General features: G+C 73.7%; 14 protein-coding genes. 8 read left to right on the plus strand and 6 right to left on the minus strand.

Annotated elements, in window-relative coordinates:
- The first annotated feature begins 60 nt into the window (after window positions 1–60).
- On the plus strand, window positions 61–1,146 hold the full coding sequence (locus tag OOJ91_RS23070) for a polyprenyl synthetase family protein (RefSeq protein WP_266248121.1): 1,086 nt from the start codon (window positions 61–63) through the stop codon (window positions 1,144–1,146).
- Window positions 1,147–1,164: 18 nt separating this feature from the next.
- Here OOJ91_RS23070 and OOJ91_RS23075 read toward each other — a convergent pair whose 3' ends face one another.
- On the minus strand, window positions 1,165–2,355 hold the full coding sequence (locus OOJ91_RS23075; RefSeq protein ID WP_266248122.1) for an MFS transporter: 1,191 nt from the start codon (window positions 2,353–2,355) through the stop codon (window positions 1,165–1,167).
- Window positions 2,356–2,509: 154 nt separating this feature from the next.
- Between OOJ91_RS23075 and OOJ91_RS23080 the strand changes: the two genes are divergently transcribed.
- Window positions 2,510–3,292, plus strand: coding sequence for an IclR family transcriptional regulator (locus tag OOJ91_RS23080; RefSeq protein WP_266248123.1), 783 nt, complete (start codon window positions 2,510–2,512; stop codon window positions 3,290–3,292).
- A 111-nt stretch (window positions 3,293–3,403) separates the two neighbouring features.
- On the opposite strand, the gene OOJ91_RS23085 is transcribed toward OOJ91_RS23080, so the two are convergent.
- Window positions 3,404–5,530: a PhoX family protein gene (locus OOJ91_RS23085; RefSeq protein WP_266248125.1), complete on the minus strand. Its 2,127-nt coding sequence runs from the start codon at window positions 5,528–5,530 to the stop codon at window positions 3,404–3,406.
- Window positions 5,531–5,756: 226 nt separating this feature from the next.
- On the opposite strand from OOJ91_RS23085, the gene OOJ91_RS23090 reads away from it, so the two are divergent.
- Complete coding sequence (locus tag OOJ91_RS23090) at window positions 5,757–6,272, plus strand: sigma-70 family RNA polymerase sigma factor (RefSeq protein WP_266249813.1); 516 nt, start codon at window positions 5,757–5,759, stop codon at window positions 6,270–6,272.
- Window positions 6,269–6,988 carry an anti-sigma factor family protein gene (locus OOJ91_RS23095; RefSeq protein ID WP_266248127.1) on the plus strand — a complete coding sequence of 240 codons (720 nt, stop codon included), beginning with the start codon at window positions 6,269–6,271 and terminating at the stop codon, window positions 6,986–6,988. The genes OOJ91_RS23090 and OOJ91_RS23095 overlap by 4 nt, the downstream gene beginning before the upstream one ends.
- A gap of 23 nt (window positions 6,989–7,011) precedes the next feature.
- On the opposite strand, the gene rarD is transcribed toward OOJ91_RS23095, so the two are convergent.
- The 3 genes from rarD to eccE form a co-directional block, all read right to left on the minus strand.
- Window positions 7,012–7,932: an EamA family transporter RarD gene (gene rarD, locus OOJ91_RS23100; RefSeq protein ID WP_266248128.1), complete on the minus strand. Its 921-nt coding sequence runs from the start codon at window positions 7,930–7,932 to the stop codon at window positions 7,012–7,014.
- Window positions 7,933–8,107: 175 nt separating this feature from the next.
- Entirely contained in the window at window positions 8,108–8,494 is a 387-nt protein-coding gene (locus OOJ91_RS23105) for a phage holin family protein (RefSeq protein WP_007454618.1), read from the minus strand.
- A gap of 89 nt (window positions 8,495–8,583) precedes the next feature.
- Window positions 8,584–10,593, minus strand: coding sequence for a type VII secretion protein EccE (gene eccE, locus OOJ91_RS23110; protein ID WP_266248130.1), 2,010 nt, complete (start codon window positions 10,591–10,593; stop codon window positions 8,584–8,586).
- A 289-nt stretch (window positions 10,594–10,882) separates the two neighbouring features.
- Between eccE and OOJ91_RS23115 the strand changes: the two genes are divergently transcribed.
- Together OOJ91_RS23115 and OOJ91_RS23120 are read left to right on the plus strand one after the other, a co-directional pair.
- The gene (locus tag OOJ91_RS23115; protein WP_266248131.1) at window positions 10,883–11,203 is read left to right on the plus strand and encodes a WXG100 family type VII secretion target; all 321 of its coding nucleotides are present in this window, start codon (window positions 10,883–10,885) and stop codon (window positions 11,201–11,203) included.
- Window positions 11,204–11,224: 21 nt separating this feature from the next.
- Window positions 11,225–11,518 carry a WXG100 family type VII secretion target gene (locus tag OOJ91_RS23120; protein WP_266248133.1) on the plus strand — a complete coding sequence of 98 codons (294 nt, stop codon included), beginning with the start codon at window positions 11,225–11,227 and terminating at the stop codon, window positions 11,516–11,518.
- Window positions 11,519–11,621: 103 nt separating this feature from the next.
- Here the strand turns inward: OOJ91_RS23120 and mycP are convergent, their stop codons facing one another.
- A complete protein-coding gene (gene mycP / locus OOJ91_RS23125) occupies window positions 11,622–12,845 on the minus strand; it encodes a type VII secretion-associated serine protease mycosin (protein ID WP_266248135.1) in 1,224 nt (407 codons plus the stop codon).
- 152 nt (window positions 12,846–12,997) lie between these two features.
- Here mycP and OOJ91_RS23130 point away from each other — a divergent pair, with 152 nt between their 5' ends.
- Both OOJ91_RS23130 and OOJ91_RS23135 read left to right on the plus strand, forming a co-directional pair.
- Window positions 12,998–16,048: an SseB family protein gene (locus tag OOJ91_RS23130; RefSeq protein ID WP_266248137.1), complete on the plus strand. Its 3,051-nt coding sequence runs from the start codon at window positions 12,998–13,000 to the stop codon at window positions 16,046–16,048.
- Complete coding sequence (locus tag OOJ91_RS23135; RefSeq protein ID WP_266248139.1) at window positions 16,045–16,410, plus strand: hypothetical protein; 366 nt, start codon at window positions 16,045–16,047, stop codon at window positions 16,408–16,410. Before OOJ91_RS23130 ends, OOJ91_RS23135 begins: the two co-directional genes overlap by 4 nt.
- Window positions 16,411–16,414: the final 4 nt, after the last annotated feature.

A 16,414-nucleotide genomic window follows, 5' to 3' on the forward strand; every position in this document is an offset into this window, starting at 1 on the left:
TGACCGCGTGCCGGCCCTCGCTGCGTATCCCCGACCCGGAGCAGGTCGAACGGGTGTGGCATGGTTGATGGTGTGGTGATTCCGGCTGGCGAGCGTTCAGGTGCCACCGGTTCCGGCGGTCGCCGGGGCCGGGCGAGCACGAGTCAGTTCGGCGCGCTCGGCCTCCATCTTGCCGATCCCCGCGTCGAGGCGTCCGTGCTGCGGCTGCTGGACGCGGTCGAGGTCGAGTTGCGCGCCAGTGTGGCAAGCGCCGACCCGTTCGTCACCGAGGCGGCCCGGCACCTCCTGGAGGCCGGCGGAAAGCGGTTCCGGCCGCTGCTGGTGGCGCTCGGCGCCCAGTTCGGTGATCCGTCGGGCGCGCTTGTGGTCCCGGCGGCCGTGGTGATGGAGCTCACCCACCTGGCCACCCTCTACCACGACGACGTGATGGACGAGGCCGCCGTGCGGCGGGGCGCGCCGAGCGCCAACTCGCGCTGGACCAACTCCGTAGCCATCCTGGTCGGCGACTACCTCTTCGCCCGCGCGGCGGACATCGCGGCCGACCTGGGCCCCGAGGCCGTCCGGTTGCAGGCGCAGACCTTCGCCCGCCTGGTGCACGGTCAGATCGCCGAGACGGTGGGTCCGCGCGCCGGGGAGGACCCGGTCGCGCACTACCTGAGCGTGATCGCCGAGAAGACCGGATCGCTGATCGCCACGTCGATCCGGTTCGGCGGCATGTTCGGTGGCGCCCCCGCCGAGCAGGTCGAGGCCCTCGCCGGCTACGGCGAGACGATGGGCGTCGCGTTCCAGCTCACCGACGACCTGCTGGACATCGCGTCCGAGTCGGTGCAGTCGGGCAAGACGCCCGGCACCGACCTGCGCGAGGGCGTCCCGACGCTGCCGGTGCTCTACGCCCGTGCGGCCGACGACTCCGACGCCTCCTCGGTGCGGCTACGGGAGATCCTGGCGACCGGACCGTTGACCGACGACGCGCTGCACGCCGAGGCCCTGGGGCTGCTGCGGGAGAGCCCGGCGCTCAAGCGCGCCCGGGAGACCGTGCGCAGCTACGCCGAGGACGCCCGTGCGTGCCTGACCCCGCTCCCCGCGAGCCCGTCACGCCAGGCCCTGGAGTCGCTCTGCGACTACATCGCCGACCGCACCAGCTGACCCACCCCACCGGGCGGGTCAGGGGCGGGGCGCGGCGGTCAGCAGACGGCTGCCCACAAGCATGAGAGCGGCGGCGAGCAGCATCGCCACCGCCGCCGTGGCCCACATCGCCGGGTAGCCGACGTGCGCGGCGAGCGGGCCGAGGCTCAACGGGCCGAGGCAGCCGCCCGCGTACACCCCGGTCTGGGTGATCGAGGTGGCGGCGGCCGGTGCCTGCGGATGCAGCCGGACCACGGCGAAGTTCATGAGGCCGGGCCACGCCCAGCCCAGGCCGAAGCCGAGCACCACGCCCGCCACCAGCGGCACCGGGCCGGCCACCGCGAGCAGACCGAGCCCGGCCGCCCCGACCACGAGCATCGCGGCGATGAGCGCGACGTGACCGCCGGCCCGACGGTCGGCCAGCCCGCCGGCGCCCACCCGGGCGGCCACGCAGACCGCGCTGCCCAGGGTCAGGGTGAGGCCGGCGAGGCCCGGCGAGAGACCCCGGGCGGCGGCCGAGTCCACCAGGAAGGTGCCCAGCGCGTTGGCCGCGCTCGCCGCCAACGTCGCCGCCGCGCCGATCACCACGAGGGCCGTCGTGGCCCGGCCCGCACGCGTCGCGTCGGCCCGTCGGCCCCTACCGGGCACCTGCCGGGGTACGGCCGGCAGCGTCGTCAGGGCCGCGACTGCCGCGGCCACGAACGCCCAGCGCCAGCCGGCGGTGAGCGCGATCGTGGGCACCGCCGCGCCGGCCAGCAGGGTGGAGACCGGAATGGCCGCCTGCTTGACACCGAACGACAGCCCCTGCCGGTTCGGTGGCACGTGCTGGGCCAGCGTGGCGTTGCTGGCCAGTTGGCCGAGGGCGTTCGCCGCGGCGCTGAGCGCCAGCAGGGCGAGCAGCACCCCGTACGAGCGGGCGAACGCCGCCACGGCCAGCATCGACCCGGAGGCCAGCACGATGCCGCTGTGGGCCACCACGGTCGGCCCGTAGCGCTCGACGAGCCGGCCGGAGGGCACCGAGGCCAGCGCGCTCACGCCGAAGTAGACGGACACGGCCAGGCCCAGCCCGGCCGGGGAGAACCCGAGGTCCGCTCCCATCTGCACGGCGAGGCCGCCGAGGAGGAAGACGGGCAGCACGCAGGCCACGGTGGTGGCGACGGCACCGACGCTGGCCCGGATCGGGCGGATCCGAGTGCGGTCTTCGGCGGGGGTTAGGGCAGTGTCGGTCATCGTCCGGCAAACCTACGCGAGTCCGGCTCGGACCACTCCTGGTGACCGGTGGCCTACGAGGAGTGGATGGTGATCTGGCATCCTCGACCCGAACAGGCATTTCGCACCCGGCCTGTTTTTCATATGGTGTAAGTCCCCGGCGGCGGAGGTGGTTGTGCGCGACCCCTTGGCAGAACCTTCGGACCTGATCCGCAGCGTGTCCCGAGCACTGCGGGTGCTCGAGTCGGTCGGTCGCGCCCCGAAGGGCCTGACCGTCAAGCAGATCGCCCGCAGGTGCGAGCTGACCGTGGCCACCACCTACCACCTGGTCCGCACACTCGCGTACGAGGGCTACGTGATCCGTCGGGAGGACGGCACGTACATCGTGGGGCTGGAGGTGGCCGACCGCTACCGTGAGCTGGTGACCGCGTTCCGGGGCCCGCCGGTGGTCGGTGAGACGTTGCGCCGGGCCGCCCTGGACACCGGCTACAGCCACTACCTGGGGCGCTTCGTCGGCGGTCAGGTCGCCATCACGGCGGTGGCCGAGGGGCACCGCTCGCCCTACCTGGAGGACCTGGTCCCCGGCTTCGACGAGGGCGCGCACGCGACAGCCCTCGGCAAGTCCCTGCTCGCCACCCTCACGACCGAGCAGCGTTTCCGCTACCTGCGCGAGTACGGCATGCGCCCGTTCACCAGCGCCACGCTCACCACCACCGAGGCATTCGAGGCCGACCTGGCCGCCGGCGACAGGCGCGGGATGCAACTGGAGCTGGGTCAGTTCCGCCAGGGCGTGGCCTGCGCGGCGGTGCTCGTCACGCCGGACAAGGACATGGAACGTCGGGTCGTGCTGGCCTGCGCCCTGCCGGCGAGCGAGATGATGACCTCCGCTCGGGTCGTCCGGGCCAAGCTGCTCACAGTCGCCCGTACGGTCGCCGACGGCATCGCGGCCGACCACTAGCCCGCCGGACGCCGAGAGGCCCTCTCCCGGGCTGGGAGAGGGCCTCTCGGGGCGGTCCAGCCCCGGACCGCCGTGAGCAACGTCAGCGGCCTGCCGGCCGCGTGGGCACCGTCAGCTGCCCACCGGGCCGCCGTCGAGGCGCCAGGTGACCACCACGCCCGGCTTGGCGTAGTCGCCGTCCGGCCAGTTCGAGGCCGGGTTCTCCACCGACGCGCCGGTGATCTCACCCGGGTGCTGTACGGCGACGAAGACCGAGCGGTTGTCGCCGGTGATGAACGGGCCGCAGGTCTCGGCGCCGATCGGCACGGTGAGGAACTGCTTGAGGTGACCCCGCTCCGGGCCCTCCACGGCTGTCGCGAAGAGACCGTCGTTGCTGCCCAGCGCGTTGCCGTCGGTGGAGATCCACAGGTTGCCCGTGGCGTCGAAGGCGACGTTGTCGGGGCAGGAGATCGGGGAAACCTTGGTCTTGTCGTACCCGGAGAAGAACGTCGACGGGTCGGTCGGGTCGCCGCAGACGATCGGCAGCGACCAGACGAAGGTCTCCGCGGTGTTGTCGTTGCGGTCCTCGACCAGCTCCAGGATCTGCCCGTGCTTGTTGGCGTTGCGCGGGTTGGCCTCGTCCGCGGGCGCCTTGTCGGCCTTGCCCCGGTCGGTGTTGTTGGTGAGCGCGACGTACACCTTGCCGGTGAGCAGGCTCGGCTCGACGTCCTCGGGGCGGTCCATCTTGGTCGCGCCGACCTTGTCGCCGGCCAGCCGGGTGAAGGTGAGCACGTCGGCGGCGGTCATCCCGTCGACGAACGAGCGGTTGCCGCTGACCAGCTTGATCCAGCGACCCCGGCCGTTGAACGCGCCGTCCGCGGGGAGCTTGCCCGTGCCGTCGATCTCGCCGGCGCTGGTCTGGTCGAGCTTCGCGACGTAGAGCGTGCCGGACTCCAGCAGCGTGAGGTTGTGCTTGCGGGCCGCCCAGGAGTTGCCCTTGAGGAACTTCTTGTCGGAGACGAACTTGTAGAGGTAGTCGAACCGCTCGTCGTCGCCCATGTACGCGACCACGTGCCCGTCCTTGGCGACGATCACGTTCGCGCCCTCGTGCTTGAACCGGCCCATCGCGGTGTGCTTACGCGGGCGGCTCTCCGGGTCGAACGGGTCGATCTCGACGACCCAGCCGAACCGGTGCGCCTCATTCGGGTGCTTGGCCAGGTCGAAGCGCTCGTCGGCCCGTTCCCACTTGCGGCTGCCGCTGGGGTAGCGAGCGGTGGTGGTGATGCCGTAGCGGTCGAACTTCGGCTTCAGGTCGGCCGGAGCGGCGTCCGCCCCGACGAAGTACTGGTTGAAGTTCTCCTCGCCGGAGAGCACGGTCCCCCACGGCGTCACGCCACCGGAGCAGTTGTTCAGCGTGCCGACGACCGTGCGGCCCTTCGGGTCGGCGGCGGTCTTCAGCCAGGCCGAGCCGGCGGCCGGGCCGGTCAGGTCGAACTTGGTGCTCAGCGCGGTGACCCGCCGGTTGTACGGCCGGCGGCCGTTGTCCACGGGCTTCCACTGCCCGGTGCCGGCGACCCGCTCCAACTCCACCACGGACATGCCGTGCGCCGCCATGGCCGTACGCAGCTGCTCCACCGAGAGCGCGTCCAGGCCGGGGAAGCCGGGGAACATCAGGTCCTCGTTCGTGTACTCGTGGTTGACCACGAGCAGCGCGCGCCTGCCCTGCTTGTCCAGCGGCAGCACGCCGACGAAGTCGTTGTTGTAGCCGAACTGCTTCGACTGGGCGGCGGCGGTCTGGTGGCGCAGGTTGAACTCCGGCGCACCCGGAAGCACCGGGTCACCCCACTTGATCACCACGGCGTGGTCGTAGCCGTTCGGCACGACAAGGGTGTCCAGCTTGTTCGGCGGGATCGGCTTGAAGGTCAGCGCGCCGCTGCCGATGCCGGTGCCGGGGCGGCCGAAGCCGAAATCCTCCGGCACGTCCGGGGTGGCGGGGGCCGCGGCGGCGGGGGCCGCGCCGGCCAGCGCTCCGGCCGCCGCGCCACCGAAGCCGAGGACCAGGGCGCCCACCGCGCCGGCCCGGACGACGCCGCGCCGGGAGACCTCCGCGTTCACCACGTCCCCGAAGTACGCGTTGTCGGACGTGTTCGGGACGGGGTGGTCACAGGCGTTGCCGCAGCGGTACAGACAGGTCATGGCGTCACGGGTGCCATGACGGTTGCCGGTCAACAGGGGGAGCAGCCGGGGACGGTCGCTCATGGGAGTGGCCTCCAGGAAAGTCGGTGGCACGACAGGCGGCGTACCAGCCGGACGCTAGGAGGACGTGGTGAGCGGTCGTCGGCCGCAGTGTGAACCAGGCGTGAACACCTGCCTGGGCGCGATCCCGCCGCGACCGGCCTGACCTCGGGCTGAACCGATCGGCGTCACCGCACGTATTCCCGAGCGGACACACCGCCGGACGCGCGCCGGAAGTGAGGAGACCGCCATCAGCGACCATGACGCCCAACTGCTGCGGGCGCTGCACGACGAGCACGCGGAGGCGCTGTACGCACACGCCCTGCGGCTGGTCAACGGCGACCGGCAGCGGGCCGAGGACCTGGTGCAGGAGACGCTGCTGCGGGCCTGGCGGCACCCCGAGTCCCTCGACCCGCGACGCGGCTCCGTACGCGCCTGGCTGTTCACCACCGCCCGTAACCTGGCCATCGACGCCTGGCGGCGACGGTCCACCCGGGTCGGCGAGGTGTTCACCGACGAGCTGCCCGAGCCGCCCGAGGTGGTCGACGAGGCAGAGCGCGCGGTGGAGGCGTGGACCGTCGCCGAGGCGTTGAACAGGCTCAGCCCCACCCACCGCGAGGTGCTTGTCGAGTGCTTCTACCAGGGGCGGTCGGTGGCCGAGGCGGCATCGAGGCTGGGCGTGCCACCGGGCACGGTGAAGTCGCGCACCCACTACGCCCTGCGCTCACTACGGTTGGTCCTGGCCGAGATGGGGGTGACGGGATGACCCGGTGCGAGTTCGCGCACGACGACGGCGCGTACGTGCTGGGTGCTCTGGCCCCCGCCGAGCGGGCGGCCTACGAGAGGCACCTCGCCGGCTGCGCCTCCTGCCGGGACGCGGTCGCCGAGATCGCCGTCCTACCCGGACTGCTCGGCCGGCTCGACCCGGCGGGCCTGGAGCAGTTCCTGCCGCCGCCGTCCCCGCCCCGGGCGCCCGCGCTGCTCGAGGAGGCCCGCAGCCGCCGGCGCCGCGAGCGTGCCGCGACCCGTCGGCGGTACGCCCTGACCACGCTCGCCGCCGCCGCGCTCGCCCTGGTGGTGGGCGTCGGCACGGCCGCGGTGCTGCCCCGACCGGCTGCGCCGCCGGTCGACCCGGGGGCGCAGGGCACCCGCCCCGGCCCGCAGGTGTCGATGGTCGCCATGCGGCCGGTGGCCAGCACCGGGCCGGTGCACGCCGAGATCGGGTTGGCAGGCAGCAAGTGGGGCACCGAGGTGACCATGCACTGCGGGTACGACGCGCGGACGAGCTACGGCAAGGCGTACCCGTTCCGGCTCGTGGCGCACGGTCCGAACGGCAGCAGCGAGCAGATCGGCTCCTGGCTGGCAGCCCCCGGCGACGATCTCAGCTTCACCGGCGTCACCCGCTTCACGGATGCCGAGCTGGTCAGCGTGGAACTCCAACGATCCGACGGCACACCCCTGCTGACGTACGCGGTCCCGTAGCCCGCCCCCGTTCCTGCGCGGGGTCAGGCGGTGGGGACGGGTGCCTCGGTGGCGCGCGTGTGGGCGCGGGTGCGGCGGGACTGGTTGACGGCGTCGGCGGTGAAGACGATCAGGGCCAGCCAGACCAGCGCGAAGCCGGCGAGGCGGGCCGGCGGCATCGGCTCGTGGAAGATCAGCACGCCGCAGGCGAGCTGGAGGATCGGCGCCAGGTACTGGATCATGCCGAGGCCGGTCAGTGGCAGCCGGTTGGCGGCCCCGGCGAAGAGCAGCAGGGGGATCGCGGTGGCCGCGCCGGCCAGCACCAGCAGCGCGGTGTGCCCGGCCGAGACGTGCCCGAAGGTCAACCCGGCATGTCGGCTCAGCCAGGCGAGATAGCCCAACGCGGGTAGCGCCAGCACTGCCGACTCCACGAAGAGCCCCTCGGCGGCGGGCAGCCCGAGCCGCTTCTTGATCAAGCCGTAGCCGGCGAAGCTGAACGCCAGGGTCAGGGCCAGCCAGGGCAGCCGGCCGTAGTCGACGGCGAGCACCGCGACCGCCGACCCGCCGATGCCCAACGCCACCCACTGCGTCGGGCGCAGCCGTTCGCGCAGCACCGTCACCCCGAGCAGCACCACCACGAGCGGGTTGATGAAGTAGCCGAGTGCGGTCTCCACCACCCGGTTGGAGCTGACTCCGTAGATGTAGGTGCCCCAGTTGACGGCGATGAGCGCGGCGGCGGCGACGATCCCGGCGACCGCCAGGCGTCGGCGCAGCAGCGCCCGCAGGAATCCGACGTTGCGTAGCGCGCCGAGCAGCAGGGCCACGAAGAGCACCGACCAGACGATCCGGTGGGCCAGGATCTCCAGCGGGCCGGTGGGACGCAGCAGCTTGAAGTAGAGCGGAAAGAAACCCCAGAGCAGGTACGCACCGATGCCGTAGAGGTATCCCAGACGGAGTGGCGTCACGCCTCCACCGTAAGGGGCGAACCTCCGCTTTGTTCCTTTCCGGTGATCGGGGTCACCGCCACCTGGCGGCCGTCCCCGGGTCGGCTCGTCGGCCGGCCAATTCCCGAACTCTGGTCGCCGGACCGCCCGGCCCATCGGGGGCCGGGCGGTGCGGGTCGGTGGGGTCGGTCGCCGGTCAGTCCCTGTCGAGTACGGCGCCGAGGATCCAGGTCACGATGCTCACGAACAGCGCGCCGAGCACGGCGGCCGGCCAGAAACCGTCCACCGAGAACGGCAGCCCGGCCTGGTCGGCGATCCAGCTGGTGAGCAGGAACAGCAGCCCGTTCACGACAAGCGCGATGAGGCCCAGCGTGAGCAGGTAGAAGCCGCAGCCGACGGTCTTGATGACCGGCTGGAGCACCGCGTTGACGACACCGAAGATCACCGCCACCAGGATCAGCGTGGTGACCGTCTGCACGGCCGAGGTCGACTCCAGGTCGATGCCCGGAATGAGCAGTGTGGCCAACCAGAAGGCCAGCGCCGTGGTGGCCAGCCGAATCAGCAACCCTTTCAGAAAACCCATGGCCGGGATCGTGCCACGGACCACCCACCGACGTAACCCACCAGTTGACCATCCAGGACGGCGCGGCTCGGGTCGGCGCTCCCGTCGGCTCAGCCGCGCGCTGGCCGGCCGATGAGCTGGGCCTCGATCGGGGTGGGGGAGAGCAGCGCCCACCGCAGGGCCCGCCGGTTCACCACCGCCACCATGTCGTCCCGGATCCGGGTGAGCCAGTCGGCCGACCCACCCAGCCCCAGCGCCGCGCCGGCCAGCGCGGCCTCGGCCGCGTGCAACGGTTGCAGCACCGCCAGGTCGGCGCGGCTCAGCGCGTCCACGTCGGCAGGGGTCAACTCGTCGCGTACCACGAGAGTCGCCCGCCACGCCGGACCCGGCTCGGTCTCGGCCGGCATCGGCCCAGCGTCGACCACAAGCAGCATCGGCCGGAGCGCGGTGCCCACCGATTCGGCGACCGGCCGGCCCGGCGGGATCAGCGGGATCGTTCCGCCCGGAGCGCCCACACCTCGCACGAACGGCTCCCAGGCGCGGGGTCGCGCCGTCTGCACCACCACCAGCGCGCCCAGGGCCATCGCCCGCAGCGCCACCAACTGCGCGGCACGCACCCCGCCCACCAGCAGCACCCGGGTGCTCTCCGGCCGGAACAACCGCACGGTGACCGCGCCCCCGTGCCTGTTGGTGCCGACCATCATCCCCGCCTCGCCAAGGGTCAGCTCCCAGTCGTCAAGCGCCACAGTCGGGTGCGCCCCGACGGTGGTGAGCGCCAGCGGCAGCGTGCCGGCCAGCCCGGTCAGGTGCGCGCCGTCGAGTCTGCGCAGCGCCCCGCCCGCGCCGCTGACGAGTTTGCCCAGCGCGTCGACGGCCACGGTCAGCTCGGCTGTCGACGCGGCGGCCAGGCGTACGACCATCTCGGTCGGCGCGGCCCCGGTGCCGCCGGCCGGCGGCGGCCCCACGCAGAGCGACACAGTCGTCGCGGTCGCCGGCAGCGCGAGCAGCCGGGGCACCAGCCGCCGCGCGGCCGGGGCGCTGGTCTGTGGCCAGTCGACAAGCCCGAACGTGGCCTGGACCAGGGCGCCCGAGCGGAGCAGCGGCCACGACTCCCGCACCGGCTGGCCGTCGTGGTGGGCCAGCTCGCCCAGCACGCGCAACGCCGCCGGCACGCCGAGCGGCCGGGCGGTCAGCGGCCCGAGGCGGCGGACGATCCGGCGTACCGTGCCGGCGAGCGCCCGACGCAGTGCCTCGGGCGTCCAACCGTCCGCCCGCAGTACCCGGACCGCCAGCACCGCCCGCTCCCGTCCGGTGAGCCGTCCGTCGGTGAGCTGCCGGTACGACGTCCCGACGGTGCCACCCGCCGCCGGCACGGGCGCCGGCGTCCCGCTGAGGAGCAGTTGGATCCGCAGCGGCGGGACGTCCGGACCGGGCGTCGGCAGCAGCGCGGCCGGCGCGGGGATCGCCCGGGACGCGTCGCCGAGCAGGTCGCCCGGATCGCCGAGTTCCAGGAGCACCACCATGCCGGCCGTGTCCTCCAGCACCGCCGCCGGCCCCCCGGGCAGCTCCGTCGAGTGGACCACGGCACCGGGTGCGACCAGGTCGAGCAACTCGGCCGGGCCGGTCTGCTCGCCCAGCGCACGACGTCTGGTCACATGTCCGGCGCCGGTTCCCAGCCACTCGAAGAGCCACCGACCGCGGACCCGGACACCGGCGACCGCCACGAGGAGCGCCGCCACCAGCAGCGCGGCGACGACGACAGGTGTGCCGCGGCCCAGCGCGGCGAGGACGACCGCGACGGCGACCTGCCCGGTGACCAGTTGACCCGCGCGCATCCCGGCGCCGCGCCGAACGGACGCGGCCCACCGGCCGGGCGGTCGTCGAGCGGGTACGCGGTCCCGGACGCCGTCCGGCACGGGGACGCCGAGGGTGGCCGGCGCGGTGCTGACTGCCGTGGTCGCGGTTGCTCCGGTGTCGACCTCAGGCGCGATGCCGACAGACGTGGCTGTTGCGGGGACGGCCAGGGCGACCGGCCCGGCTGTCGCGACGCTGTCGGCCGGGGCCGGGCCCCAACCGGGCCGGCTCGCCGGCTGCGGGCCTCCGGTGGTGATCGGCGACACCGCGCCTCCTCGACCAGTGTGGACGTGCCGGGCGGCCGACCGCCCCGGATTGCCCGTCACGCGCCGCGACGTGGCTGCCGCACATCGTAAGCGACCGATGGCTGCCGTGGTTGTCCACAGGGGAGACGTCCGGGGTAGCAGAACGGCTACCAGGCCGCTACCGTCAGCCACGAAGTTCATCGCTGACCCGCGTCCACCCATGCTCGTCGACCGGGCCACGCGATCGGTGCGCTCGCACCGTGGGCGCACAGCCGGCCAGGCACGACCGAGGAGACGAGGTGATGTTCGGGTGTCCCAGACCCAGGCAGAAGCGGCGGTCATGCGGCATACCGCCGCGAAGTTCGAGCAGGTGGACCAGTCGTTGCAGTCCATGCTGACCGGCCTGCTGGCCGAGCTGGAGGTGTTGCAGCAGGCCTGGCGCGGCGCCGGCGGGCGGTCGTTCGAGCAGGTCAAGCGGCAGTGGTCACAGGATCAGGCGGCGTTGCACCGGGCCCTGCGGGAGACCGCCGGGGCCATCCGCACCGCCGGCCGACAGTACGACGTCTCGGACGACGAGGCGGCCGGCCGGGTGGCCGGCACCAACCGCGGCGGCATCCAGCTGCCGCTCTGACCCGCCGGGAGGAGAGTTCCGATGGACAACGGTGTGCTGGTCGTCAACTTCGCCGCGCTGCAACAGGCGGGCGTGGACATTCAACGAGCGCTGAACACGCTCGACTCGCAACTCGGCCAACTCGAACGCGACGCCGCGCCGCTGGTGTCGGCCTGGGAGGGCGACGCACGACACGCGTACGAGCAGCGCCAGGCGCGGTGGCGGTCCGCCTCACAGGACCTCCAGGCGATGCTGCGCGCCATCAAGTTGGCGGTGGACGACTCCGCGGCCGACTATCTCGACACGGAGAAGAAGAACACCGGGCTGTTCCAGTGACGCCGGTGGGCCAGGAGCGCTGACCGTGCCCGCGTCAGCGCTCCGGCCACCCTCCGGCGAGGGGCGCTCGGGCGGCGGGGCGGAGTCAGGCGGCGGGGCGGAGTCAGACCGGCTCGGCCGGTCGCCAACGTCGGCGCGCGCCGCGGGGCAGCACGAGGGCGAGCAGCACCACGGCCACCGACGTCACGCCGATCACCCCGCCGGTCACCAGAGCACGGTCCCGGGCGGTCGCGCGGCGGGCCTGGCGGGCGAGCACCGCCGGATCCGGCCGGTCGTCGGCGAGTGCGGCAACCGGCCGCGGGGCTGTCGATCGGCCGCCGCCGGTCTCGGTGACCGCCCGATAGGGGTTCAGCACGCCGGCGCCGTACCCGCCGCCGTGTCCCGTCCCGGGCGCCGGGTCGACCGTGGCGACGATCCGCTCCACCACCTCGGCGGCTGTCAACTCGGGTCGGTACGCGCGCAGCAACGCCGCGGTGGCGGCCACGAACGGCGCCGCGTAACTGGTGCCCTCGACCTGCTGGTGACCCTGTGCCGGCGCGGCGACAAGCACCGCGCTGCCCGGGGCGACCAGATCGACGTACGAGCCGGTCTGGGAGAAGGCCGCCCGTGCCCCGTCCGCCCCGATCGCTCCCACCCCGAGCACCCCGTCGTACGCGGCCGGGAACGGGCGCGGGTCGCCGCTGTCGTGCAGGTTGCCCACGGCGGCCACAAGCACCACGTCCCGCTCGACGGCGTACCGCACGGCGGAGTGGACCTCCGGGTCGTCGGCGTACAGCACCACGGAGAGGTTCACCACGTCGGCGTCGTGGTCGACCGCCCAGCGGATGGCGCTGGCGAACTCGTCGGCGCTTACCGTGCGCCCCGACTCCCGGCCCTGCACCACCTGCTGCTCACTCACGCGTACCGGCAGGATCCGGGCGTCCGGGGCCAAGCCGTGGAAGGCGACACCGGGCCGGGGCGCCGCCGCGATGATGCTCGCCACGCCGGTGCCGTGCCCGGCGCAGTCCCGGCCGCCGTCCCCACCCCTGTCGAGCAGGTCGGTGCCGGCCAGCACCCGTCCGGTCAACTGGGGGTGCGCCCGGTCGACTCCCGAGTCGACCACCGCGACAGTCACCCCGGCGCCGGTGGTCAGCGGCGCGAGCCGCGCGGAGTCGTACCGCTGCTGGGGCCAGGGTGTGGCCACGACCGGTCGGACGGGCGCCAGTGGGGTCGCGCAGGCCGGGGCCGCCCGGCGCTCGGCGCTGGCGGCGACGGCCGGCCCGGTGGCGGCGGTAAGCAGGGCAGCCGCCAGACCTGCCAGGACGGGGCGGGCGATCGACCGGGACATCGACAGCCTCCGTATCGTGTCGGCTCCGGAACGGGATGTTATCGCCTCGCCGCCGCCTCGGCGGACCGCCACCGGCCAGCCATTGTGATCTTGATACCACCTTGTAGGTTGTACGCGATACCTGTGGCCTGTTCTCGGAAGGAGAGGTGGCCGTGACCGAATGGGAGCCGGCCACGGAGGCCGAGGTGGCGATGCGGGACGCGCTGCGCGCCAACGACCAGGAGCTCTACTTCCGTCTCCTGTCCCGCACCGATCTGTTGTTGCCGGTCTCCACGCCGGCGCCGCCCGGTCAGGCGTCCGCCGGCTGGGGCACCTGGACCACAGGTGGCCGGACACACGTGCTTGCCTTCACCTCCGCCGCGGCGCTGCGGGCCTGCCTCGGTGAGCATTCCGGCACCAACCGGCGCATTCCGTTCACCGACCTCGCCCTCGGCTGGCCCAATCACGAGTGGTGGCTCGCGGTCAACCCCGGGTTGCCGGTCGAGGGCTACCTGCCCGCCTGGTTCGTGTCCCAGCTCTCCCGTGGTGACGTCCGGCTGCCGGGCCGCGCCATGGGCGCCCGCGCTCGGCTTGAGCGGGCCGAGACGCTGGCCCGGTCGAGAGTGGGTACGACAGGCCGGGACGCCTCACCCACCACCGCGTTCGCTCCGCCTCCGCCGCCCGCGGCGGACCCGACACCGCCGGGACGGCCCGCGCCGAGGACCGCGGTGCCGCCGGTGGGTACGCCCCCGGCCTCGGGCATTCCGACCCGGTCGCCAGGCCCCGGTGAGCTGTCGCGCCGGCCCGGCTCGGAGGACCTGCCCGCGGCCGGTCAGCGGCAGCCGACCGCTCCGCCCCGACCGGCCCGCCCCGGCGTCGGTCCCGTGCCGGGCGCGAGCCGCACCGCCGCATCCCGGTACGTGCCGCTGGCCTCCACCGACCGCACCCAGGTCTCCCCGGCCGACCAGCCGGGTCCACGCTCGGACCAGCCGGGTCCACGCGCAGGCCGGCCGTCAGCGAGCCGCCCGGCCAGCGACGGCGACGGCCCGGCCGCCGGTGACGGCAGCACCCCGGGCGGTAGGCGTTCCTTCTTCGAACCCACGACCGGCCGCGCGTCCGGCCCTGTCTCCACCGATGGTCGGTCGGGTGACCGCGCGGTGCCGCCGTCCCGATTCGGGCGGGGCAGCCAGCCCTTCCCGCGCCGCCGTCCCGCGGACGCGCCGGGCGGCGACAGTGCGGGTCCGGCCTTCCCGATGCCGACGCCGGACGCCACCCGATCGCTGCGGCCACCGGCCGGTGACCTGGGCGTATCCCGGGTGGTACGAGCGCCCGCGACCGACGACGAGGCCACCCAGCCTCTGCCGCCGCGACGGCCCAACCCGCTTGCCGAGGAACCCACCCATGCGTTCCGGGTGCCCGGTCCGGCCGGGGGTGAGCCGTCACCGACCCGCGCCGGAGGGCCCGTTTCCTCGGCGGACGAGACCCAGGCGATCCCGCGTGGCCGGCTCGGTGACCGGCGGCGCTTCGAGCCGGTGGAGGAGTTGCCGCCGTCGGTCGCGGAACCGGTCTCCGGCCCACCCGCCCCGCGTCGCGGCTTCACGCCCATCGTCATCGAGGGCACCATCATCGAGTCCCGGGATCTCCTCGACCCGAGCGAGGCCGGCCCTCCGTTCGACGCGCCACGGCGACCCGGCCCGACCACAGTCGCCCCGCCGACGTTCGGCCCGGCTGCTGCCGCCCCGCCGACGTTCGGCCCGGCTGCTGCCGCCCCGCCGACGTTCGGCCCGGCCACAGTCGCCCCGCCGGCGTTCGGTCCGGCTGCCGCCCCGCCGACGTTCGGCCCGGCCGAGCCCGACGCCACTGTTCGCGGCCCTTCGACGCTTGAACCGTCGACGCCCGGGCCCTCGGTCTCCGAGCCCTCCGTTCCGAGCCCGGATCTGTTCGCCACGCCCACGTCGCTCCACCCCGCGTCGTCCGGCGCCGGCCTGTTCGAACCGGTGGACGTCGGCGCGGGCCTGCGCGACGACACGGACACCGGCGGGGGCCTGCGCGAGTCGGCGGGCACCGCCGCGGGACTGTTCGGCCCGGCGGAGGGCGGTCCGGGCGGTGGTGACCCGCTGCGCACCGACATCGGTCGCGGCGTGAGCGAGGCTGACCGGGAATCCGAGGCGGATCTCCCCGACACCGGCGTCACAGGTGGACGCGCGGCAGCGGACGGCAGGCCCGCACTTGTCGACGAGCCAGCCCCGGTGCAGTTCGAGCCGGCCAACACGGTCGAGGAGGACCTGCTCGGCGCCGCTGGCGCCGGCAGTACGGACACGTTCCTGTCCACCCTCCTGCTGGCCCGGGTCCTGCTCCCCGCTTCGGCGGATTCGGTGCGCGGCAGCCGTCCCGGCGATCCGGGCTTCGTCTGGCGCACCGCGCAGCTCGACGGCGAGACGTACGTGGTGGTCTACACGTCACCGGAACGCCAAGCCGACCACGTCGAGGGTGACGTCGACACGGTCCGGGTGAAGTTCGCCCAGCTGATCCGGCGCTGGCCCGACGAGGACTGGTCGTTCGCCGTCAACCCGGGCACGCCTGTCGGCGCGAAGCTGCCGGGTGACCAGATCGTCGCGTTGGCGAACTGGGCCGCCGAGGTGGGGCTCGGCGACGACCTGGAGGTCGACCCGCAGGAGCCGGCGGTCGAGGTGGAACCCGCGGCCCGCACCCGGTACGCCCCGGCGGCGGTCGATCCGGCCCGACCGACAGTGATGCAGAAGGCGATAGCGCCAAGTCAGCTCGCGTACTACCTGGAGCGGGGATACGACCGCGTCTCCGGTTTCGTGCACCGGGCCGGCGAGTTGGCACACCTGACCACGCCGGCCGAGCTGCACGACGCGCTGGGTCTCAGCTACCCAGGTTCGCCGTTCGTGCGGGACGCTGAGGAGATCTACGTGCTGCGCTGGCCGGCGCACCGCCCCAGCCTCTACCGGATCCCGTACGGCGGCCAGAACGAGCCGGCGATGCGGGCCATGGAGGGCTGGGTCATCGAGCGCGCGCCGTTTCGGGGCAACGGCTTCGCCCCGGGTGAGAGCAGTGACGTGGTGGCGGAGTTCAAGGTGGACAGCGCCCGCCTCCCGCACGGCGCGCAGCTCTGGCGCATCGGCGGGGACGGCACCGAGCGGGTGGTCGCGGTGCTCGACACCGACGCGGTGGTCTGGCGACGGGTCGGGGAGGCGTGATGCGCGACGGCTACGTGGCGCGTTGGCAGGGCCGGGAGTACCAGGCGAGCCCGGACGGCGACGACATCCGGCTCTACCAGCCGGAGCCGGGTGAGGGCTTCGAGGAGGTCCGTCCGGGCCGGCACGTGCGGGTGCTGCCGGCGAGCGAGATCGAGGACCTGGCGTACGTGCGGACCACCTGCACGTGGCAGGGGCAGCCGTTCATCGTGCTCGGGAAGCACGACGCCTGGCTGCGCGTGGAGTACACGGGTGGTCGCTGGCCGGTGGCCGAGGCGATGCGGCTGGAGGTCTTCGACTTCGGCGTCTACCAGGGCTGGGCGCCGGCCGCCGAGGTCACGGACCTGCGGGAGCAGCGGGTCTGACCGC

Origin of the sequence: Micromonospora lupini, from assembly GCF_026342015.1 — a bacterium.
GTDB lineage: Bacteria > Actinomycetota > Actinomycetes > Mycobacteriales > Micromonosporaceae > Micromonospora > Micromonospora lupini_B.

Excerpts from the sequence above, each read along its gene's own strand:
- OOJ91_RS23070 (WP_266248121.1), top strand. The coding sequence starts at position 61 with ATGGTTGATGGTGTGGTGATTCCGGCTGGCGAGCGTTCAGGTGCCACC.
- OOJ91_RS23075 (WP_266248122.1), bottom strand. The coding sequence starts at position 2,355 with ATGACCGACACTGCCCTAACCCCCGCCGAAGACCGCACTCGGATCCGC.
- OOJ91_RS23085 (WP_266248125.1), bottom strand. The coding sequence starts at position 5,530 with ATGAGCGACCGTCCCCGGCTGCTCCCCCTGTTGACCGGCAACCGTCAT.
- OOJ91_RS23095 (WP_266248127.1), top strand. The coding sequence starts at position 6,269 with ATGACCCGGTGCGAGTTCGCGCACGACGACGGCGCGTACGTGCTGGGT.
- OOJ91_RS23105 (WP_007454618.1), bottom strand. The coding sequence starts at position 8,494 with ATGGGTTTTCTGAAAGGGTTGCTGATTCGGCTGGCCACCACGGCGCTG.
- OOJ91_RS23120 (WP_266248133.1), top strand. The coding sequence starts at position 11,225 with ATGGACAACGGTGTGCTGGTCGTCAACTTCGCCGCGCTGCAACAGGCG.
- mycP (WP_266248135.1), bottom strand. The coding sequence starts at position 12,845 with ATGTCCCGGTCGATCGCCCGCCCCGTCCTGGCAGGTCTGGCGGCTGCC.